This is a genomic window from Shewanella maritima, from assembly GCF_004295345.1.
Lineage (GTDB): Bacteria > Pseudomonadota > Gammaproteobacteria > Enterobacterales > Shewanellaceae > Shewanella > Shewanella maritima.
Window position 1 is genome coordinate 2,667,522 of record NZ_CP036200.1, and the last position, 22,838, is coordinate 2,690,359.

The 22,838-nt window shown below is 44.1% G+C and carries 14 protein-coding genes; 7 read left to right on the top strand and 7 right to left on the bottom strand.

From position 1 onward, the window contains the following. Nucleotides 1-5: 5 nt before the first annotated feature. The 7 genes from EXU30_RS11465 to nadC form a co-directional block, all read right to left on the bottom strand. Complete coding sequence (locus EXU30_RS11465) at nucleotides 6-947, bottom strand: prepilin peptidase (protein ID WP_130600168.1); 942 nt, start codon at nucleotides 945-947, stop codon at nucleotides 6-8. Nucleotides 948-993: 46 nt separating this feature from the next. Next, a complete protein-coding gene (locus EXU30_RS11470; RefSeq protein WP_130600170.1) occupies nucleotides 994-2,247 on the bottom strand; it encodes a type II secretion system F family protein in 1,254 nt (417 codons plus the stop codon). A 67-nt stretch (nucleotides 2,248-2,314) separates the two neighbouring features. Then, the gene (gene pilB / locus EXU30_RS11475; protein ID WP_130600172.1) at nucleotides 2,315-4,024 is read right to left on the bottom strand and encodes a type IV-A pilus assembly ATPase PilB; all 1,710 of its coding nucleotides are present in this window, start codon (nucleotides 4,022-4,024) and stop codon (nucleotides 2,315-2,317) included. Between the two features lie 109 nt (nucleotides 4,025-4,133). Continuing rightward, complete coding sequence (locus tag EXU30_RS11480; RefSeq protein WP_242620407.1) at nucleotides 4,134-5,471, bottom strand: sulfatase-like hydrolase/transferase; 1,338 nt, start codon at nucleotides 5,469-5,471, stop codon at nucleotides 4,134-4,136. After that, the gene (locus tag EXU30_RS20610) at nucleotides 5,372-6,100 is read right to left on the bottom strand and encodes a hypothetical protein (protein ID WP_242620197.1); all 729 of its coding nucleotides are present in this window, start codon (nucleotides 6,098-6,100) and stop codon (nucleotides 5,372-5,374) included. Before EXU30_RS20610 ends, EXU30_RS11480 begins: the two co-directional genes overlap by 100 nt. Before the next feature lie 69 nt (nucleotides 6,101-6,169). Continuing rightward, the gene (locus EXU30_RS20790) at nucleotides 6,170-6,607 is read right to left on the bottom strand and encodes a pilin (RefSeq protein WP_130600176.1); all 438 of its coding nucleotides are present in this window, start codon (nucleotides 6,605-6,607) and stop codon (nucleotides 6,170-6,172) included. A gap of 1,076 nt (nucleotides 6,608-7,683) precedes the next feature. Next, nucleotides 7,684-8,562, bottom strand: a complete 879-nt coding sequence (nadC, locus tag EXU30_RS11490) for a carboxylating nicotinate-nucleotide diphosphorylase (protein ID WP_130600178.1) — start codon at nucleotides 8,560-8,562, stop codon at nucleotides 7,684-7,686. 294 nt (nucleotides 8,563-8,856) lie between these two features. Here nadC and ampD point away from each other — a divergent pair, with 294 nt between their 5' ends. From ampD to EXU30_RS11525, 7 genes are all read left to right on the top strand, one after another. Continuing rightward, nucleotides 8,857-9,423: a 1,6-anhydro-N-acetylmuramyl-L-alanine amidase AmpD gene (gene ampD, locus EXU30_RS11495; protein ID WP_130600180.1), complete on the top strand. Its 567-nt coding sequence runs from the start codon at nucleotides 8,857-8,859 to the stop codon at nucleotides 9,421-9,423. Between the two features lie 153 nt (nucleotides 9,424-9,576). After that, the gene (ampE, locus tag EXU30_RS11500) at nucleotides 9,577-10,428 is read left to right on the top strand and encodes a beta-lactamase regulator AmpE (protein WP_130600182.1); all 852 of its coding nucleotides are present in this window, start codon (nucleotides 9,577-9,579) and stop codon (nucleotides 10,426-10,428) included. 309 nt (nucleotides 10,429-10,737) lie between these two features. Next, nucleotides 10,738-11,490: a pyruvate dehydrogenase complex transcriptional repressor PdhR gene (gene pdhR / locus EXU30_RS11505; protein ID WP_130600184.1), complete on the top strand. Its 753-nt coding sequence runs from the start codon at nucleotides 10,738-10,740 to the stop codon at nucleotides 11,488-11,490. Nucleotides 11,491-11,741: 251 nt separating this feature from the next. After that, nucleotides 11,742-14,408, top strand: coding sequence for a pyruvate dehydrogenase (acetyl-transferring), homodimeric type (aceE, locus tag EXU30_RS11510; protein WP_130600186.1), 2,667 nt, complete (start codon nucleotides 11,742-11,744; stop codon nucleotides 14,406-14,408). A 12-nt stretch (nucleotides 14,409-14,420) separates the two neighbouring features. Then, a complete protein-coding gene (aceF, locus tag EXU30_RS11515; protein WP_130600188.1) occupies nucleotides 14,421-16,382 on the top strand; it encodes a dihydrolipoyllysine-residue acetyltransferase in 1,962 nt (653 codons plus the stop codon). A gap of 215 nt (nucleotides 16,383-16,597) precedes the next feature. Next, nucleotides 16,598-18,028, top strand: a complete 1,431-nt coding sequence (gene lpdA, locus EXU30_RS11520) for a dihydrolipoyl dehydrogenase (RefSeq protein WP_130600190.1) — start codon at nucleotides 16,598-16,600, stop codon at nucleotides 18,026-18,028. 388 nt (nucleotides 18,029-18,416) lie between these two features. Beyond that, a complete protein-coding gene (locus tag EXU30_RS11525) occupies nucleotides 18,417-22,805 on the top strand; it encodes an EAL domain-containing protein (protein WP_130600192.1) in 4,389 nt (1,462 codons plus the stop codon). Nucleotides 22,806-22,838 lie beyond the last annotated feature (33 nt).

Consider the following 22,838-nt stretch of genomic DNA (forward strand, 5'->3'; position numbering starts at 1 on the left):
CTTGGCTAGACAAATGAGCCTAGGTACCAATTGATAATATCGTGCCCCCAAATTAACGCTATCCAACCAGCAATTGCGATATAAGGGCCAAATGGAATTGGCTTACCTGAATGTAGTTTCTTGGTGGCAATCATTGCTATACCAATCACCGCGCCGACTAATGAAGATAGCAGGATAATCAAAGGTAGCATTTGCCAGCCGAGCCAGGCACCAAATACTGCCATCAATTTGAAATCGCCGTAGCCCATGCCTTCTTTACCTGTTAACAGCTTGAAGCCCCAGAATACACTCCATAAACTTAGGTAACCGGCGGCTGCACCAATCACCGCATCCTCTAGGCTGACGAACACCCCTTGATAGTTAATGATTAGGCCTAGCCACAATAGCGGCAGGGTAATTTGATCTGGCAGCAGCATTTCGTCCAAATCGATGCCTGTTAGTGCGATTAAAGCAAAGGTGAGTAGTGTTGCTAGAGCAAATTGTGTCGTTGGGCCTAAATAATATGCCAGCGTGGCAACCAAAGCGCCGGTGATAAACTCAAAAATTGGGTAACGTGGTGAAATGCTGGTTTGGCAATTTGCGCACTTGCCTTTAAGTAGTAACCAACCAAAGATAGGCAAATTGTGCCAAGGTTTTATTTTGGCTTTGCACTTAGGGCAAGCTGATGTAGGTACAATTAGATTGTACTTTTGCGGGTATTCATCAATTGGCTTTTCAAGCTTGCCTTTACCAACTTGTTTAACGATATCTGGATGATATTCATCTAGATAGAAGTTGCACTCGCTTTGCCATTCACGCTTCATCATAACTGGCAGACGGTGAATCACCACATTTAAAAAACTGCCGATAGTGGCAGCGAAAATAAAGCTAATAACCACAAAAAGCCAGGGAGTCTGGCTCATTGTGGATACAAAACTAGAAGTAAAAGAAGATAAAAATTCGGTCATCTTGTTATTGTTCTCTTATGGTTGACCTTGTTGTGAGAGCGAAGGTTTAAACCACATTACCCATTTGGAAGATTGGCAGGTACATGCCGACGATCAAACCGCCGACTAGCGTACCAATTACTACCATCATAATTGGCTCGATCAGGCTTGAAAGGCCATCCACCGCGTCATCTACCTGCATTTCATAAATATTGGCGATTTTGTTGAGCATGTCGTCTAATCCACCAGACTCTTCACCAATCATTACCATTTGAATTAGCATATCAGGGAATAAACGCGTGGTTCGCATAGCTACATTCATTTGCATACCGGCCATGACCTCGGTACGCACTTTGTTCAGTGCATTTCGGTAGACAGCATTGCCGGATGCGCCCGCCGCAGATTCTAAGCCATCAATTAGTGGAACACCTGCTGCGAAGGTGGTTGCTAGCGTTCGGGCAAAGCGAGCCATAGCGGCTTTATGTAAAATGTCGCCAACAGCAGGTATTTTTAATATGTAGGTATCAACTTGATCTCGGAATACCTGAGAATTTCTATGGCTTCGCCTAAACAAAAATATTGCAGCTGCAATCCCAATGACAAAGAAGTACCAAGACCCTTGCAGCCAACGTGAGATATTAATGATCATTTGGGTGAAAGCGGGTAACTCCGCACCAAAGCCGTTAAAAATATCCTCAAATTGTGGCACTACAAATAAAAGCAGTAATGTTGTAACAGCGACTGCCACAACAACAACCGCTGCAGGGTAAAACATAGCTTTCTTAATTTTTGATTTTAGGGCTTCAGCTTTCTCTTTATAGATCGCTATTCGATCAAAGACTGCATCCAAAGAACCTGAATGCTCACCTGCTGCAACTAAGTCGACATAAAGGTCGTCAAAATACTGCCTGTGAGGCTTAAGAGAGTCAGAAAGAGGAATACCTGCTTGCACATCAGAAAGAATAGTCGCTAAGAGCTCTCGCATTTTAGCTTTTTCGTGCCCTTTGCCTAATAGTTCGATTGTTGTTACCAAGGGAACACCAGCGGCAAGCATAGTTGCAATTTGACGAGTGATCATTGCAATGTCCATTGCAGAGATCTTTTTCTCAGTCTTAAATAATGGGGCAGCCTTTTTACGTACTCCTTTTGGAGAAATCCCCTGTGCTTTTAAAACACTGCGGATTTCTGCAATAGAACTTCCGCGTAATTCGCCAGATGTACGTTGACCGTCCTTGTTGGTACCTTTCCACTCAAAGGTAAAAACTTTCGGCTGGTGTTTTACATTGCTGCCTGCTTTTTTGTTGGCTCTTGCAGTAGCCATTGGCATGTCCTTATGTATTATTCGTTTAAAAACTAGAGCTTAATGCTAAGCTTAGATAGTTTTTTGGTTAATTGAAACTAGTTACGCGGTTAATCTCAGCAATACTCGTCACACCTTGAACGACCTTTAGCAGCCCTGATTGACGTAAGTCATTCATGCCTTGTTCTTTTGCTTGATTAGCTATTTGCAGTGAATTACCGCCTTCCATAATAGTTCGGGCGATTTCATCACTCATTTTCATTACCTCATAGACACCTACACGGCCTTTGTAACCTCCAGAACAGAATTCACAACCAACAGGCTTGTATACGGTGAACCCTGTTGCGATATCTTGTTCAGTAAAACCAAGCTTTACTAGCTCTGCTTGAGGCACGTCTTCAGGCTCTTTACACTCAGGGCATAAACGCCTTGCAAGACGCTGTGCAATAATTAGGTTGACTGAGCTGGCAATGTTGTAGCCAGGTACGCCCATGTTAACCAAACGGGTTAAGGTCTCTGCTGCTGAGTTTGTATGGAGAGTTGATAAAACCAAGTGACCGGTTTGTGCCGCTTTAATGGCTATCTCAGCGGTTTCTAAGTCACGGATCTCACCGACCATTACCACGTCTGGATCTTGACGTAAGAACGAGCGAAGAGCTGAAGCGAAGGTTAAACCTGCTTTCAAGTTAATATGAACTTGGTTAACACCTTCTAAGTTAATCTCAACCGGATCTTCAGCAGTTGAAATATTACGCTCTTCCGTATTAAGGATATTAAGGCCAGTATAAAGGGATACAGTTTTACCGGAGCCAGTTGGGCCGGTCACTAATATCATGCCTTGGGGTTTGGCTAGCATTTCTTCATAAAGCAGGCGCTGCTCATCTTCATAACCGAGTTTTTCGATACCAAGCTGAGCGGAAGATGAATCCAGAATACGCATTACAATCTTCTCGCCCCAGATTGTAGGTAGAGTACTGACACGAAAATCAATTGATTTAGTACGTGACAGCTTCATCTTAATGCGGCCATCTTGAGGCACGCGGCGCTCAGCAATATCCAGCTTTGACATCACCTTTAATCGTGCTGAGATTCGACCTGCCAGGTTTACAGGTGGTTCTGAAACCTCGTGTAAAATCCCATCGATGCGAAAACGAATGCGGTAGCGTTTTTCATATGGCTCGAAGTGCAAGTCAGAAGCGCCTTTACGGATGGCGTCGGTTAGAATCTTGTTGATGTAAATAACAATTGGGGCATCGTCACTGCTGTCGCCTTCGGGCTCATCATTACGTTCGGTTTCTGCCACCTCCATCCCAGCAAGGGCTTCCTCGTCGACTCCAGAGAGATCTAGGCTAGATAGATCATCTTCAAGCACTTTTTCTACTGCTTGGGACAGTTTGTCATCTTCAACTAGAATCGCTTCAGCGTGAAGACCCAAGCTAAATTGAAAGTCTTCTAATGCGGAAATATTGGTTGGATCTGAGCTTGCGATGTATAAGCGATTTCCCCTTTTGAACAATGGAAGACACTTATGCTTATCGATTAGCTTTTTGTTGAGTAAGTCTTCAGGGATGTTTTTAACATCATACTCGCTTAAGTCTAGTAATGGAGTACCATACTCTTCGTAACAAAGCTCAGCAATTTCTCTAGCAGACAGCTTCTTTGTCGCAACTAAAGTCGAGACAAGAGTACGCTTTGTTTTTCTTGATTCTGATATTGCGCTTGAAAGCGTTTCTTCAGTCAAAAGCCCTTTTCTCAGGAAAAGATTTGATAAGCCTAAGTTTATAGCTGTCGATGGCATGAGTGGTTTCCAACTAGAAAACGTAATTGTGTCCTAAAGTACCAAATAAATTAGCACGTTGCATCTGTAGAGCTTGCCAGATAGCGAGTCTATAGAATTAGACAAAGTATTAGTTCCATTTGTCATAGATTCGCTCAAGAAATATTTCTGGTTCCTGGCAGCTTTCGAATAGCCCTGACGATACATCTGTTTCATAAAAGTCACACAGGGCGAAAAATAGAGTCCTAATTTTAACTTTGTCTTTAACAGTACTTGCAGGTTGCCAATAGTTAGTCTCAAGATCGACAAAGATAAGTTCGTCTTCCATATCTGGGAATGCTGCGAGTTGATAATTTCCCTTAATTATCGACCTTTGTTTAGCTGCGATGCTTGAGTCAAATATTTCCGGCTTTATGATAACCTTTCCGCTTTCATCGACAGTATAGAAGTTCAACCCCTTTGCTAGTGTTTGAATAACTTCTAGTTTTCCGGCTGATAAAACCAATGGATTTAGAGAGCTTTCTAAAAATATGGCTCGGTCCTCAGATACTTGGTGGAAAGGTTTTCCATCAAAAGTATGATCTACTTTGATTTCTAGAATATTTGCCAGGGAGGGAATAATATCAACGAGAGAGTATGTGCTTTTTGGATCAATAGCAGGTATGACAACACCATTTGAAAAAGACCTCACAGCAGCAACAACTTTAAACTGGCTATGACTTAGTACATTTGTGCCATGCCCCAAAGAGTTGGTTTCAAACGTAGCAGAGCTTATTCGCCCTTGGGGACCATCGTCTTTCCCTCCAAAACTTTCTCCATGATCAGAGAGAAGTACGACAACGGAGTTTTGCAAAATACCCCTATCAGCAAGGCCATTCAGTAGTTGAGCGAATTGCTCATCAGACTGTTTGAGCATTGTAAGGTACAAGTATTCTTCTGCTCTATCTTTGATAAACTCATGGTCTTCTAAATATGTCAGCTTAGCACTTTTGAAAGGCCAATGAGGCAGAGTCAGGTGTGTTGCAAGAAATATAGGCTTTTCACTATTTACAGAGTCTATGGTACCAAGTAGTTGCTCGATAAAGGCGTAGGGTTGGTAAGTCCACCACGCTGATCTGTTGTTATAGATATAAGGGAAAAAAGACCTTATTGAAGTTTGATTTAAAAACAGTGAAAACAATGGAATGTTGTTTAGTCCAGATACAATAAATTCTGCTGCATCAGCAGGTGGACCAACAATTATATCAAAACCAAAAGATTCATCGATATTGTTAAATCTGCGCTCGTCCTGTGCCCATATGTTTTGATAGCCAATTGATGATAGTTGCTGTGGAAACGCCAAGCTACGATCCACTTTGGACATTTCCGTTAGATTAAATCGTGCGTTGTGGGTAATGGGATACGTTCCCGTAAGGGTTGAAGTCCACGAGACAAATGTTCTTCCTGCGGGTGTGTAGGTGTTTGGAATATTTGTAGCTTCAGATAAGAATTGATCAATATTGGGAGTAACAGATGTTCTGCCGCTTGTTCACCCAAATAGTCAGGTCTTAGGGAGTCAATACCAATCAGAATAATATTTGGTTGGTCACTGTTATGGGCTATCGGTTTAATCGTTATGAGTAATGGTCCAAAAAGCAATGCTGAGGAAGCAAGTGTAAGGATGCTATATCGATTTTTTTTTACGCATCCCAACAAGATTATCGCAACAATGCTCAATGAAGAAATCAGTGGAATATAATGACTGCTAAAGTGCTCATGACTGGTGGGCGAAAACGGATATAACAGACTATTTATGCTAATAATGGCTACAAAGATTAATGTCCAGGCAAGTGCAACGTGAATAAACTTTGATTGAATACTAGACAACGAGATCACGTTCTCCATAGCTTTAGCCAAAAAAGCGATATAGAAAACAATTGCCACAGCGATAAAAGTTGCGGTTAGTAATGTTGTGACAAAAGGGACGCTAGTTATTGCTGAGCTTATCATTGGTGCTAACTCAGTAAATGCATCACTTAGCTGGTGGTTAATTTGGGTTTTAGTGAAGAGGATTAAGGCGGTAGTGAGTAAAAAACTAATAGCGATATGAATGCGCATTTAATAGTCCAACAATAAAAAAATAGCATGCGTTAGCATGCTATTTTATAAAACTAAGCTAGTTAAGTATTAACGGCAGTTAGATGGTTTATATTTGTCGTCAAGAGAACCACCAGTACATGCCCATGTAACGTTACCTGAAGAGGTAAAAGTTGGAGCCAGAATAAGAGTTGCGTCATCTGTTACTTTGGCGTTGTATGTTACTGTAATGCCACCGCCTGTACCAACCGCTACAGACTTAACTGAGTTACCAGTAATTGAAGATGCTGCTGCTAGCCCAGCAAGAGCATTGGTTGTTGGTGCAGAGCCTTGTGAAGAGTAATATTCAGTCACTGCAGCTTTTGCTCCTGCAGCAAGACTAAGACCTTCAGAAACATGACCACGTTTAGTGAAGTCTTGATACGCAGGCAGTGCGATTGCAGCAAGAATACCGATGATCGCAACTACGATCATTAATTCAATAAGAGTAAAACCCTTAGCGTTTTTAACTTGGTTGATACCTTTCATTTTCTCTCTCCGTCAAAAATTACCGCGACTATCCAATCCTTGTTACGAGTAGTGATCGGCTTCAATGCCAATGTCGACAGTATAAATTATTGTTAGCGATGACATTCTACAACGAAGTAGGTGCACCATAACAACTTAAAATATCAGCCTGAATCACCCCAAAGTTAGGTATAGGTTAGGTTTGGGGGTTCAAACCTTTACACTCGATTGCAGTTATTGTATCGGCATGTTGGCACCATACTGAAACAAAAAGCTATCAACCTAGTATGACTTTTCGGCTGAGCACCGCAGGAACTAGAGTATTTACACTGAGTTAGAGGGTAATTGTTACAATTTCTTGAACTTTTACTTGATCCAATTCAATTGCCATATTTCTGTAATCCTAGCAATTCTTGGCCGAAAGGCCATCTCGCCTGCTTAAAAGTTAGTATAAAGTTAACCCAAATGGAATAGCCAATCCCAGAAAAATGGCAAATAAAGCCAAAAAATTCTTAGTGTTATCGTTTTCGATCTATTTCGATCTAACATTTTGTTGACATTCTTTTGTTGGTAGTAATTTTTTTGACAAATTGATTGCCAAAGAAAAAAATTGACACCTGTTTAGTCGGCTAAAGTGTTACAAACCCTTTGCTCCGTAGCACTTTAGAGCGACGTATAGTTTGCCTGTTACGAGCAAAACTAGAGTTAAGTGTTACATTTGTACTCTGGCAAGCTAGTTACAACAGGTGTGGCTAGTGTCGCAACTGGCATTAAATAAGGTGTTTCTCTGCTTCATTGTTTTGGCCAGATTTGCTATTGAAATGAGCAGAAATAATTTTGTCTAACTGCTGTTTTTTTGAACTGTAATTAGGGCCGCAAAGAGTTGGTCAAGCTTGATTCGGAAATTTTGATTAAGTAATAGGTATCTTGGTTGGCTTGAAAATTGGCGCACTACTTTTGGTTTAAAGGGGAACGATACTTCCACCGTCACCCTCGAGATCTTTTATCGAGGGTCTTTTTTGGTTGATTTGAGAGGTTCCCGCTCAGAAGCGTTGCGGGAACGACTGAATAAGAAAGCGTTACGGGAACGACTGAAATTAAGCTTTCACCCTTAACGACAAATCTAGCGCTTTAACATGCTTGGTTAGAGCGCCCACTGAAATATAGTCAACGCCAGTTTTAGCAAAGCCTGCGATTGTATCGAGGGTAACGTTGCCCGAGACTTCCAGTTTGGTGTTTTGACCTTTCTCTTTATATTGATGGTTGAGCTCTACTGCCTGGGTCATCATGGTCACGTCAAAGTTGTCCAACATAATGATGTCAGCTCCGCCATCGAGAGCCTGGGTTAGCTCGTCGATTGACTCAACTTCAACTTCTACTGGCTTATCTTGATGAAGCTTGCGCGCAGCTTCAATGGCATTGGCGATACCGCCACAAGCCATGATGTGATTCTCTTTAATTAAGAAAGCATCGAATAAGCCGATGCGGTGGTTTTTGCCACCACCACAAGTGACTGCGTATTTTTGTGCGGTGCGCAGACCAGGAATGGTTTTGCGAGTGTCCAGTAATTGGGTGTGAGTGCCTGCAAGTTGGTCGACATAGATTTTGGTTAAACTCGCTACACCAGATAGAGTTTGAATAAAGTTCATTGCCGTGCGCTCACCAGTTAGGATCGCGCGTGCAGGGCCCGATAGCTCACATAGCACCTGATTGGGAACGACTAGGTCGCCATCATCAACATGCCAATGCAGCGCTACTTCGCCACCTAATTGATTGAATACTTGCTCAGCCCAGGCTTTGCCGCAGAAAACTCCTTCTTCACGGGTAATAAGGCTGCTCTCTACGTATTTATCAGCCGGAATTAATTGTGCGGTAATGTCTGCCGCTAATAAACATTCAACACTTTGTTGTTCGGTATAACCGAGATCTTCATATAATGCGGTTTTTACGGCGTGGCGAATATCATTTTCTAGCATAATGCCGGATCCTTGCTTACTGGTCTGTCGTACTTAGTGCTGAAAATGTTGGAGATATACAGACAAGTTTACCTTTGGCAAACCGCCTGTTTCAGCACTTAAAATTATGGTTTTAGACTAACATAGTTGCTAAGGTTGAACCTATAGAAAGGCGTGGGAATTTTGGCTTCATTTACCGCATTAGTTGCCGCATTAGTTGCCGCATTAGTTGCCGCATTAGTTAGTGCATTAATTCCCAGCATCACTGTGAGTGACGAATAGAGTAGCCATCGTAAGTAACTATTGTAAGTAACTATGACATCCAAACTAACTTCAACAGTTTTCAACCAGGGCTGGCATTGCAATGCTCTGCAGTGTTTATCTCCCCATTTTAATCAGCGCCCTCAAGCTGAAGTGAGCTTACTGGTTATTCACAATATCAGCTTACCAGCAGGGTGCTTTGGTCTGCCTTATATTGATGATCTGTTTAAAGGTTGCATTGATGTGAGCGCTGATCCTTCGTTTAAAGATCTTCAAGGGCTGACAGTTTCTGCTCACTTCCTTATTCGCCGCGATGGTAGCTTGACCCAATATGTGAGTTGTGACGACAGAGCCTGGCATGCTGGTGTGTCTAACTTTCATGGGCGTGAAAACTGCAATGACTTTGCTATTGGTATTGAGCTTGAGGGGACAGATGATGTTGCCTACACCGATAAGCAATATCAGCAGTTGGTGAGTTTAACTCAGCAGATCCAGCTGCAGTATCCTATGATTTCATTAGACAGAATTGTTGGTCACTGTGATATCGCACCAGGGCGTAAAACAGATCCTGGTGATAGCTTTGACTGGCAGCGATATAGGCAAGATTTGACGAATAGCTAAAACTGACTTTTCGAGTTAAATCGCTATATTTGTCATTTGGTTAGCGTATGATTGATACTTAAGTTAGGTTGGTTTTTACTTAGAGTTATTCCGAGCTTAAGAGTGAATTGCTCATCACGAAAACTACCTTTACCTTGAAAACGCCGAGGGTGTATGGCTCTATTTTCTTTTTTAGTCGCAATGTTTGTCGAACGATTAAAGTTCTTGCCCGCTTTTTTGCAGTTCGATGAGCTTATGCGCCAATATCAGCAGAGCTTCTGGCGCGTCGATTCCTTAACACATACTCACATTGCGCTGATTGCAATTGCGATCCCTGCCGTTTGTGTATTTGCCATTCGTTATTTATTAGATGGTCTGTTTTTCGATGTATTTAGCCTGGCATTTTCGGTATTCATCGCGGTAATTTGTTTAAGTCACCAATCTATTCGTCATATCTTTAAAAAGTACATTCAAGCGGCGTGTCGTGGTGATGTGCAAGCTTGCTTTATTTATGCGGGAAAACTTGATTGCCATGAGTGCTTAAAGGCCGTTAATGAGAACGAGCTGGGTAAGCGAGTGGGTGAAACCGTGGCCTGGATTAACTATCGTTACTATGGTGCCGTCGCGCTATATTTTGTGGTGTTTGGCCCTGTGGGCGCGGTGCTTTACTGTAGTGTGCGCTACTACCATGATTTGCTTGCCATGCATAAAGTTGAAAATACTTGGGTTGAATTACTACTGCTAGCACTTGATTGGTTGCCGTCGCGTATCTTTAGTTTTGGCTATGTGCTTAGCGGTCAATTCTCGCAAGGGTTTGGCGCTTGGCGACGAACAGCACTGACACTGCACGCTAATGCGAAAGATGTGGTCAGTAAAACGGCCATGGCGGCAGAAGAGTTACCTGAGCAATCAGATGCGCCCGTTTGTGTAAGGTCTACGCTAGCGCTATTAGCTTTGAGTAAAAGAAATTTATTATTGTTAGTGACAATGCTCTCAGTGTTGACTATTTTTGGTGTGGTAAGTTAGCAATTTAAGCCGTTGAGTTTACCCAACTGCTGACTTACCTAATTTATTTTTAGCTAATTTAAATTATTGTTTTAATAAAATATCCTAAACAATTGGCTTAACCATTTAACACCCGTTGTCAAATGGTCTGACCCCCTCACTTAGATTTTACGTTATGCTTTTCGCAGCGCGCGTTTAAAACTCTGAGTTAACGATCATCTAACCCTGCATTAACTAGACATGTCACGTATGATTTGATAAAGTGCGCTCTATCATAAAAATTGGTAAGACCAATTGACAATCCTAAATATGAATGGAGCGGCATAGTTAATGGCTTATAGTAAGATTAGTCAGCCAAAAATTTCTGATGTGATCATGGAGCAACTCGAGCGCATGATCCTTGAAGGCAGTTTGCAGCCGGGTCAGAAATTACCTCCTGAGCGTGAACTTGCTGTGCAATTTGAAGTGTCGCGCCCGTCATTACGTGAAGCAATTCAAAAGCTTGAAGCAAAAGGTTTGCTAATGCGCCGTCAAGGTGGTGGCACCTATGTGAAAGAGCAGCTTTGGCAGAGCCTTGCCGACCCTATCGTTGAATTAATGCATGAAGATTCAGAAAGTCAGTATGACTTACTGGAGTTTCGTCATGCCACAGAAGGCATGATGGCTTATTTTGCCGCGCTTCGTGGTACGGATGCAGATATGAAAAACATTAAACAATGCATTAACGAAGTAGAGCAGGCTGTAGGTATTGAGAACCAGGCCGATGCCATTGTGCGTTTTTACCGTGCGGTAGCTGAAGCATCACACAACGTGGCTATGCTGCACCTAGTATTAAGCCTAACGCCAGTGCTACACAAGAACGTGGCGCAAAACCTAGAGTTGCTTAACCGCCGCGAAGACGCATCAAAAATGGCTAATGAGCATCGCCGCGATTTATTGGCTGCGATTGTGCGACGCGACCCTGAAGCTGCACGTGAAGCCTCGAACGAACACTTAAGTTACATCGAAGAAGTCATGCTGTCGGTACGTGAAGAAGACAGCCGACTTCAACGAAGCCTACGCCGCTTAAAAGGCAGCGTTTAATAAGCATTAATACAAATACAAGACTTTACTAGGGTTCACTCCCTAGTAATACCAATCAGGATAAATAAGTGACCTGAAATTACTTAGGAAAAATCGCTTAAAACAAAGCGGGAATTACAGCTAGCTATTGCTTTACCTACAAGATTCCTAACGAAGTTATAAGCGCTTTTAACCAGTAAAAATGATCACGTACTTATGCTGATTGGTATATCAATTAATCATAACAATCATATAGTAGGAAGGACTGCGAGATGTCTGAAGATATGCTAAAAGATTTGGACCCATCAGAAACTCAGGAATGGGTTGATGCTCTGCAAGCTGTATTAGAGCAAGAAGGGCCTGAAAGAGCGCACTTTTTATTAGAAAAGTTAATCGATAAAGCCCGTCGCAATGGTACTCACTTACCTTACGACGCCACGACCGCTTATCTGAACACGATCCCAGCGGGCCAAGAACCGAACATGCCTGGCAACCAAGAAATGGAGCGTCGTATTCGCGCTATCATTCGTTGGAACGCGCTGGCTATGGTACTTCGTGGTTCTAAGAAAGACCTAGAGCTTGGCGGCCATATCTCAAGCTTCTCTTCAAGTGCTACTATTTATGATGTGTGTTTCAACCACTTCTTCCGCGCCCCAAATGAAAAAGACGGTGGCGATTTAGTTTACTTCCAGGGTCACATTGCTCCGGGTATTTACGCGCGCTCGTTCCTTGAAGGTCGCTTAACTGAAGACCAACTTGCTAACTTCCGTCAAGAAGTTGATGGTCAAGGTCTGTCTTCATACCCACACCCTAAGTTAATGCCTGACTACTGGCAGTTCCCTACGGTTTCTATGGGCCTTGGTCCTATCCAAGCTATTTACCAAGCGCGTTACTTAAAATACTTAACTGACCGCGGCTTAAAAGACTGCTCGGAGCAAACGGTATACTGTTTCCTCGGTGACGGTGAGTGTGACGAGCCTGAATCTCTAGGTGCGATTGGCCTAGCTGCCCGTGAAGGTCTAGACAACCTAGTATTTATTATTAACTGTAACCTGCAGCGTCTTGACGGTCCGGTACGTGGTAACGGTAAGATTATTCAAGAGCTTGAAGGTGAATTCCGCGGCGCTGGCTGGGAAGTGGTTAAAGTGATTTGGGGTCGCTACTGGGATGCGTTACTTGCACGTGACACCAGCGGCAAACTGCTACAGCTAATGGAAGAAACCGTAGACGGTGAATACCAAAACTGTAAAGCAAAAGGCGGCGCTTATACGCGTGAGCACTTCTTTGGTAAGTACCCAGAAACTGCTGAAATGGTTGCTAACATGTCAGATGATGACATTTGGCGTCTAAACCGTGGTGGTCATGACCCTGTTAAAATTTACGCGGCATTAGATCATGCTAAGAAGACTAAAGGTCGCCCAACAGTAATCCTGGCTAAAACCGTTAAGGGTTATGGTCTAGGTTCTGCTGGTGAAGGTAAGAACATTGCCCATAACGTCAAGAAGATGGATGTCGACTCTATCCGTTACTTCCGCGATCGTTTCAATATCCCAATTCCTGATGACAAGTTAGAAGATATTCCTTTCTATCACCCAGGTCCTGATTCAGAAGAAGTGAAGTACCTAAAAGAGCGCCGTGAAGCCCTGAAAGGTTACTTGCCACAGCGTCGCGAAAACTTCACTGAAGAGCTAGAAGTACCGTCATTGAAGATTTTTGATGCCGTGCTTAAAGGTTCAAATGGCCGTGAAATCTCTTCAACTATGGCGTTTGTACGTGTACTTACCGCGCTGCTTAAAGATAAGAAGATCGGTAAGCGTATTGTGCCAATTATTCCTGATGAAGCGCGTACTTTCGGTATGGAAGGTCTATTCCGTCAGGTTGGTATTTACGCTCACGAAGGTCAAAAGTACGAGCCACAAGACTCAGACCAAGTTGCTTACTACCGTGAAGACAAGTCAGGTCAGGTTCTTCAAGAAGGTATTAACGAGTTAGGTGCAATGTCATCTTGGGTATCTGCTGCAACTAGCTACTCAGTGAACGACATGCCAACCATTCCGTTCTACATCTACTACTCAATGTTTGGTTTCCAACGTATTGGTGACATGGCATGGGCAGCAGGTGATATGCGTGCACGTGGTTTCCTTGTTGGTGGTACCTCAGGTCGTACAACACTTAACGGTGAAGGTCTGCAGCACCAAGATGGTCACAGCCATATTCTTGCAAACACTATTCCTAACTGTGTGTCTTATGACCCAACTTACGGTTATGAGATTGCAGTAATCGTTCAAGATGGTATCGAGCGCATGTACGGCGACAAGCAAGAAGACGTGTTCTACTACCTAACTACAATGAACGAGAACTATGTTCAGCCTGAAATGCCAAAAGGCGCAGAAGAAGGCATTGTTAAAGGTATCTACAAGCTTGAATCGGTAGCAGGTAGCGGTAAAGGTAAAGTACAACTTATGGGTTGTGGCACCATCCTTGAAGAAGTCCGTAAAGCTGCGCAAGCACTAGCGAAAGACTTTGGCGTATCTGCTGACGTATTTAGCGTGACTAGCTTCAACGAGCTAACACGTGATGGCCAAGCTGCCGAGCGTTGGAACCTGTTGCACCCAACTGAAACGCCGAAGAAAGCGTACATCAGTGAAGTACTTGCGTCAGACTCACCTGCGATTGTAGCAACTGACTACATGAAGGTTTACGGCGAGCAGTTACGTGCATACGTGCCAACTGACTACAAGGTACTCGGTACAGACGGTTTTGGTCGCTCAGACAGCCGCGCAAACCTACGTCACCATTTTGAAGTTGATGCTAAGTTCATCGTACTTGCAGCGCTTAAGTCGCTGGTAGAGCGTGATGAAATGCCAGTTGATGTGCTAACTAAAGCCATCAACGAATACGGCATTGACGTAGACAAAGCTAACCCACAGTTCGCGTAAGAGGAATTCAAAATGGCTGATTTAAAAGAGATTTTGGTTCCTAATGTCGACGCTGATGCCGTTCAGGTTATTGAAGTCTGTGTTGAAGTGGGTGAGGTGGTAGAAAAAGAAACCTCAATCATTACCGTCGAAACCGACAAAGCGACCATGGATATTCCGGCGCCGTTTGCAGGTAAAATCGCTGAGCTAAAAGTGGCTGTTGGCGACAGTGTTTCTGAAGGTACACTAATTGCCCTTCTTTCTGCTGAAGGTGCAAGTGAAGAGGCTGCAAGTGAACAAGCGTCTGCGCCTGCAGCAGAGCCTGCACAAGCAAGCGCACCTGCAGTTGAACAATCTGCGCCGGTTGCCGCTCCTGCAGCTTCATCACAAGTGGTAGAGGTTAAAGTGCCAGATATTGGTGGTGATACTGACGTACCTGTAATTGAAGTATTAGTGAGCGAAGGCGAAACCATTGAAGCTGAAGCTGGCCTAATTACCCTTGAAACTGACAAAGCGACCATGGATGTACCTGCGCCGCAAGCCGGTGTGGTTAAGTCAATTAGCATCAAGACAGGTGATACTGTTTCTGAAGGCACGCTAGTACTGACGCTAGAAGTTGCCAGTGAAGCAAGCGCTCCTGTTGAAGCTCCAGCAGAGACTCCAGCACCAGCAGCCCCTGCAGCAGCACAAGTTGTGGAAGTGAAAGTACCAGACATTGGTGGCGACACTGACGTACCTGTGATCGAAGTATTGGTAAGTGAAGGCGAAACCATTGAAGCAGAAGCGGGCCTAATTACCCTTGAAACTGATAAAGCAACCATGGATGTGCCATCACCAAAAGCGGGTGTGGTTAAGTCTGTGAGTGTAAAAGTAGGTGACACTGTTTCTGAAGGCACACTCGTGCTTATGCTAGAAGTTGCTGGCGAAGCTCCGGCTGCGCCAAAAGTTGAAGCACCAGTTGCTGCAGCTCCTGCTAGTCAAGCGCAGCAGGTTGCACCTGCGCCAGCGAGTCGTGCGACTCCGCCTGTACCGCATCACCCAAGTGCTGCAGCGCCATCAGCAACCGGAGTTGTACATGCATCACCAGCAGTTCGCCGTTTAGCGCGTGAGTTTGGTGTTGATTTGACTAAGGTGACAGGTACTGGTCGTAAAAAGCGTATTTTGAAAGAAGACGTTCAAGCTTACGTTAAGTACGAGCTATCACGCCCTAAAGCAAGCGCGGCAACCTCAGTTGCTGGCGGTGCTGGTGGTCTGAATGTGATTGATGCACCTAAGGTCGACTTCAGCAAGTTTGGTGAAGTAGAAGAGAAACCACTAAGCCGTATCCAGAAGATCTCCGGTCCTAACTTGCACCGTAACTGGGTAACCATCCCGCATGTGACCCAGTTCGACGAAGCTGACATCACTGAGCTTGAAGCTTTCCGTAAAGAGCAAAACACCCTAGCGGCGAAGCAAAAAGCGGATTACAAGATCACCCCACTGGTGTTCATGATGAAAGCGGTAGCCAAAACACTGCAGCAATTCCCTGTGTTTAACTCAAGCTTGAGCCATGACGGTGAATCACTGATCCAGAAGAAGTACTTCCACATTGGCGTGGCGGTGGATACACCAAATGGATTAGTGGTACCTGTGGTACGTGATGTTGACAAAAAAGGCATTATTGAGCTGTCACGCGAGCTAATGGAGATTTCTGTTAAGGCTCGTGAAGGCAAGCTAAAAGCTGCAGATATGCAGGGTAGCTGCTTTACTATTTCAAGTTTAGGTGGCATTGGCGGTACAGCGTTTACCCCAATTGTTAACTACCCTGATGTAGCAATTCTAGGTGTGTCTAAGTCAGAGATGAAGCCGAAATGGAACGGTAGTGAGTTTGAGCCTAAGCTTATGCTACCACTGTCATTATCGTACGATCACCGCGTGATCGATGGTGCGATGGCAGCACGCTTTAGCGTGACGTTATCAGCGATTCTTTCTGATATTCGCACCCTAATACTTTAAGCCGAACAGGCCGCTCTTATTGAGTGGCCTTTTTTATGCTGTGAGATTGTGATCAAGGTCAAACAAAGGTTAAAATGCGCCATCCCAATTTTTGAAATGTGCGATAAATAAAATTGGATGTGAAACAGACGTTTCTGGCTAGCGTTAGCGACCTTTAGGGCACGATCCCTCTCCACGAACCGTCTCCCTAAAGGAATGAAAAATTAGAGGAAGTCATGAGTAAAGAAATTAGCACTCAAGTTGTCGTACTAGGCGCAGGCCCAGCGGGTTACTCTGCTGCTTTCCGTGCTGCGGATTTAGGTTTAGATACTGTAATCATCGAGCGCTTTGACACGCTTGGTGGTGTTTGTCTAAACGTGGGTTGTATTCCTTCAAAAGCATTACTGCACGTAGCTAAAGTGATTGAAGAAGCAAAAACAGTTGCTGCTCACGGTGTCACTTTTGGTGAGCCACAAATCGATTTAGATAAGCTACGTAGCTACAAAGAAAAAGTTATCGGTCAACTTACTGGCGGTTTAGGCGGTATGTCTAAAATGCGTAAAGTTGACGTAGTAAACGGTTTTGGTAAGTTCACTGGCCCTAACTCAATTGCAGTTGAAGGCAAAGACGGCACCACTATCGTGAACTTTGAACACGCAATCATTGCGGCAGGTTCTCGCCCAATTCAACTACCATTTATCCCACATGAAGACCCACGTATTTGGGACTCAACTGATGCCTTAGAACTAAAAGAAGTACCAGGCAAGTTGCTAGTAATGGGTGGCGGTATCATTGGTCTAGAAATGGGTACTGTGTACTCATCACTAGGTAGCGAGATCGACGTAGTTGAAATGTTCGACCAGGTTATTCCAGCAGCTGACAAAGACGTTGTGCGTATCTTCACCAAGAAGATTAAGAAGAAGTTCAATCTAATGCTTGAAACCAAGGTTACCGCGGTTGAAGCAAAAGATGACGGCATTTACGTGACGATGGAAGGCAAGAAAGCACCTGCAGAGCCTGTACGTTACGATGCAGTATTAGTTGCCATTGGTCGTACGCCAAATGGCAAGTCGCTTGATGCTGAAAAAGCCGGTATCAAGGTTGATGAGCGTGGCTTTATCAACGTTGATAAGCAAATGCGTACTAACGTGAACAACATCTTCGCGATTGGTGACATTGTTGGTCAACCAATGTTGGCGCACAAAGGTGTGCATGAAGGTCACGTAGCGGCTGAAGTTATCTCAGGTCTTAAGCACTTCTTTGACCCGAAAGTGATCCCTTCAATCGCATACACAGACCCAGAAGTAGCTTGGGTTGGTCTAACAGAGAAAGAAGCAAAAGAGCAAGGTATTGCTTATGAAACAGCAACTTTCCCATGGGCTGCAAGTGGCCGCGCGATTGCATCTGATGCAAGCGACGGTATGACTAAGTTAATCTTCGACAAAGAAACGCACCGCGTGATTGGTGGTGCAATTGTTGGTGTTAACGGTGGTGAGCTACTGGGTGAAATCGGCTTAGCAATCGAAATGGGTTGTGATGCTGAAGACCTAGCGCTAACTATTCACGCTCACCCAACACTGCATGAGTCAGTGGGTCTAGCTGCTGAAGTTTACGAAGGTTCAATTACTGATTTACCTAACCCAAAAGCGGTTAAAAAGAAGAAGTAATCGACTAGCTCGAGCGTTAAGATAACAAACGTAAACAAATGTATGAAGCACCCTTTTATGGGTGCTTTTTTTTGGTCTAAACTCTGCAATGGATGTTATATTGGAGTGCGACTAGTTACCCTTATGTTATTGTTGAGGTTCGGCATTTTTGTCACTAAAACGCTATGACATCATGGAGTGTGAGTAACCTAAGTTGGGAATAAAAACGTTTTCTAACAGTGGCTGTTAGAAGCAAAGCGTTGTAATGAAGCCTTGCGATGAAAATCATTTCAATGCATCGACCCCAGTTAAGGTTACTTAGTAGAAATGGACATCTAAAGCGTATTGAATTCGGTCACGTTTGGAGTGTGTTATTAACTATTTCTTCCGACTTGTCAGCATATCTATATTGTTAGCCTATGCCGTTAGCACCGCTTGTTTTGCCTCACCAACGCAGCGCGTATTTGATGCGCGTGACGGCCTGACCACAGCCTCAATTCATGACATTGCCTTTGATCATTATGGCTTTACCTGGCTAGCAACCGAGCAGGGCTTATACCGTGCCAGCAGTTCTATGGTGCGACGTATCGATAAAGTCGGTTTCGAGACCATACTTGAAGATGAAACCCTATTCCAAGTTGAGCCTCTCAGCGATAATCTGCTGTTTCTTAATGGATTTAAAGCTAGCTATTTGTATCAGATCAATGAGAACCAATTCACCAAAATCAAGGTTAAGGGTGAGGAGGGAAGCTCGTCCATCCTACGTATAGAGCAAGCTCATGCCGTTAAGCATGACCGGTTCATCGCGCTCACTCAATCAGGAAGAGTGTTTTGGCTTGATACCGACAACAGTCAGTTTCAAGTGGATAAGCGCTTTGTATTGCCTAAACAAGACAAGTGGAAGGACTTTCTTGCACTAGACAGTGGCGAGTTTATTTTCGCGGCTAAGCATTTACTGCATAAAGTTGATGTCGATGGCAACAGCGTACAGCTTGATTTTTCAGCACAAGAGTACGGTGAAATTAATGCTTTGCTATATGAGCAAGGTAAAGTTTGGGTGTTATCAAGCAAGGGCTTATTTCATATCAGTTTTGCCCAGCAGCGGGTGACACAAATACCTGATATGAATTATCACCTGGTTACAGCGGTGGTTGATGAAGAGGGTGTGTTCTGGCTGGGTGGCTACGATGGGCTGATAAAGTGGGATCCTGAATCTAAGCTCATCATTAACTACCAACAAGAGATTAAGTCATCTGCGCGCATTGATTATATCTTCGATTTGGTACTCGATGACAACGGCTTAATTTGGCTGGGTGGCTCAGGTGGGCGTTTGGCTGTTATGAGCCCGCCGTCGCAGTTTATCAAGCAAACTTATACCAGTTTTCCGCCGTTTGATATTCAGTCTGAAGTGATTTGGTCCGTTTACAGTGAAGGCGATAAGGTGTGGCTCGGCGCCGACGGTGGCGTGAATGTGATTGATATGAATATAAAAGGCTCGACATTTATTGAGCTTGAAGGCTTTATTGCATCAGACAGCATATATCACATTATCGCTTTAACCGATGACACTCTTATCGTCACGTCTACCAACGGTATTCACGCCATTAATAAAACCACCAATCAAAGCCAAAGGTTTGCAGATTACGCCAGTGTTAATACCTCGCTTGCAGGAAGCATCGTTATCTCCTCATTTATCGACCCTGCTGTTGCTGGCCGTGTCTGGTTTCCGGGTAGTGCCGGTTTGTTTTATTGGGAGCCTGGTGCTACAGAATTAACTCAGGTACACATTGACCATGGGCACGAAGCAGGTGAGTTATGGTTTAGCAGTATCATACGCGACTCACAGCAAAGGCTATGGGTGAGTGGTAGTCACTTTGGCTATTTTGATGACAAGCTCAATTTTCACTCTAAAGAGCCGCAAATTGTTTTTGAAGACAGGGAGATACAGGTTAGCCAAATTATCGAGGTGGAGCCTAATGTGTTGTGGCTGACATCGAACCAAAATGGCCTATTTCAACTTAACGCAGTTACCGATGAGTTAATCAAGCTCGACCGTTTATGGCAGGTGAACTGCAGCGTGATTTACTTTATTGAGCAAACTAAAGAAGAGGTTTTCATTGGCTGTGAAGACTCAATTCTTAAGGTAAATCGAGAAACCGGGCTAGTAGAGGGTTACCCTCAGCGTGATGGCTTTATTTCTGATGAGTTTAATGAGGCCGCAACCTTTTATCGTGATGATTTAGGCCTGTTTGTCGGCACGCCAAATGGCGCCATGCTCATTGACCCTGACTTGCTGGAAAATCGCATCGTTGATGACAAGATTTTGCTAGAGTCAGTCGTGGTGTATTACGACGAAAAAACTAGCGTAAGTCTGGTGCCTAAGCCAGATATTGTTGTTGACCCTGGTGCCAGTTTAATTAGTTTTCAAATTGCTTCGTTTGATTACCTCAACCCTAAACCTTTGACCTTGCAGTATCGTTTAAATCGCTCAGGTGAGCGCAAAGGTAACTATTTCTTGCTTGACGGTAAGTCGCAAATCAATATTTCAGGCCTTAAAGCGGGTGATTACACCTTAGAGCTGAAGTACATGCGCAACGGTTTGTGGACGACAAAGCCGTTTGTGTACCCGTTCCATGTCAAGCAATTCTGGTGGCAGTCGAATCAGTTCAAAGGCCTGATAATCCTGCTTGCTTTGGTGTCCATGGTTGCGATTATCATTTTTCGCCAAAATCAAATTAGTCGTTTCAAAAGCATTAACCATGCGCTAACTGAAAGTGACGACCGTTTGCGTCAGGCACTGAAAGGCAGTGAGTCAGACTTATGGGAATGGCGCGATACCACTAAGAAGATTTATTTGGAAAATCGCGGTGGCATATTAGGTAGTCAGCAGCGTTTATCTGGGCATTTAAGTGACATTCCTATTCACCCAGACGACTTAAATCGTGCTACCAAAGCCTGGAACGCGCTACTTAAATCCAACAAAGAAATGATTGACGTAGAATACCGCTATCGCCGTGAAGACGACCAGTGGCGTTGGTTGCGTGTGCGTGGCCGTGCGGTATCGATAAACCCTGTGAATAATCGTCTTGAGCGAGCTGCGGGTATTTTTACCGATGTGACTCAGCAAAAGGAATTGGAAAGTGAAATAACCTTGTTGGCTGAAGCCTTCGAGAATACCTCAGAAGGTATGCTGATTTTAGATGACCAGAAAAGCGTTAAGGTCAGTAATGCCGCTGCGAATGTCATTTTGTCGGCCAGCTCTGAAGAACTAGTGGGTAGGGCGTTCTCTGACCTTGTAGTGAGTAGCCGGGTGCCACTCAATATAGATAAACTATTCGGTAGCGAAAATTACTGGAGCGGTGAGCGTGAATTTAAACGTTTTGATGGCGACAACTGCCCAGTGTGGCTCAACATTTCTAAAATGCTCAATAAACAGGGCGCGCCGCAACATTACGTCGTGGTGTTCTCTGACATTACTGAACGAAAGCAAAATGAGTCTAATCTTAAGCGTTTAGCAAATAATGACATCCTCACAGGGCTGGCTAATCGGGCTATGTTCTCCCGCCAGCTAAAGAATATTACCAGTCAGCCTAATAGCGATGAAAAGCTCGCGTTGATGTTCCTTGACCTTGATCGCTTCAAGCATGTTAATGACTCCTACGGCCACAGCATGGGTGATGCCTTGTTAGTTGAAGCAGCCAAGCGATTACAGTCGTGCTTAACTGAACAACATATTCTGTGCCGCTTTGGTGGAGATGAGTTTGTGATTTTGCTGCGCGACGTTGAAGGAGTAGATCAAATTAACCATATTGCAGAGCAGTTACTGCACCAGATTGAAACACCATTTAACCTACTTGGGCGAGAGTTCTTTATCTCCACCAGTATTGGTATTAGCATTTGGCCCGATGATAGTGTCGATGCTGAAACCCTGATTAAAAATGCCGACCTTGCGATGTATCACGCCAAAGAAGAGGGCAGAGGTTTATTTAGGTATTACTCGGCAGAGCGCAATGCAGAAGCACTGTATCACTTACGCCTTGAGGCTGACCTTCGTAAAGCGATTGAGCAAAATGAGTTTGAACTGCATTATCAACCGCAAATTAATATACTGCACGATGATCAGTTTGTGGGTATGGAGGCGCTGATCCGCTGGAAGCATCCGCAAGATGGTTATGTGCGCCCAGATATCTTCATTGCTGTGGCCGAGTCCTGTGGTTTGGTGGTCGACATAGACCGCTGGGTGTTAAAACAAGCCTGTATTGATGGCGCTCGCTGGCAGCAAAAACTGTCTGAGCCATTTAGGCTGTCGGTCAATATCTCTGCCGTGCATTTCAGGCAACCAGACTTTATTAGTACCCTCGCTGAGATATTGGCTGAAACAGGAATGGAACCAGAAAGCCTCGCGCTGGAGATCACCGAAGGCGTGTTGATGAAAGAGCTACAGGTGGCGAATGAGAATTTAAGTCAGTTGAAGAAAATGGGTATTGAGGTTGCCATTGACGACTTTGGCACAGGCTATTCGTCATTGGCATATTTAAGTAATTTTGAAGTGAACACCTTAAAAATTGACCGCTCATTCCTGATCAATATTGCCAATAACAAAAACGATCAGGCGATTGTGAGCAGTATTACTGAGCTTGCACGTAACCTGCGTTTAGATGTGGTTGCGGAAGGCGTTGAAACCTTAGAGCAACTAGAGCAAGTATTTGCACGGGGTTGTTACATTATTCAAGGTTACTATTTTGCCAAACCCATGCCGCGCCACGAGCTCGATGCGTACCTTAAACTCGATAGCTAGTTTGTCATAGATAAGAGCAAAAAAGCGCCAATA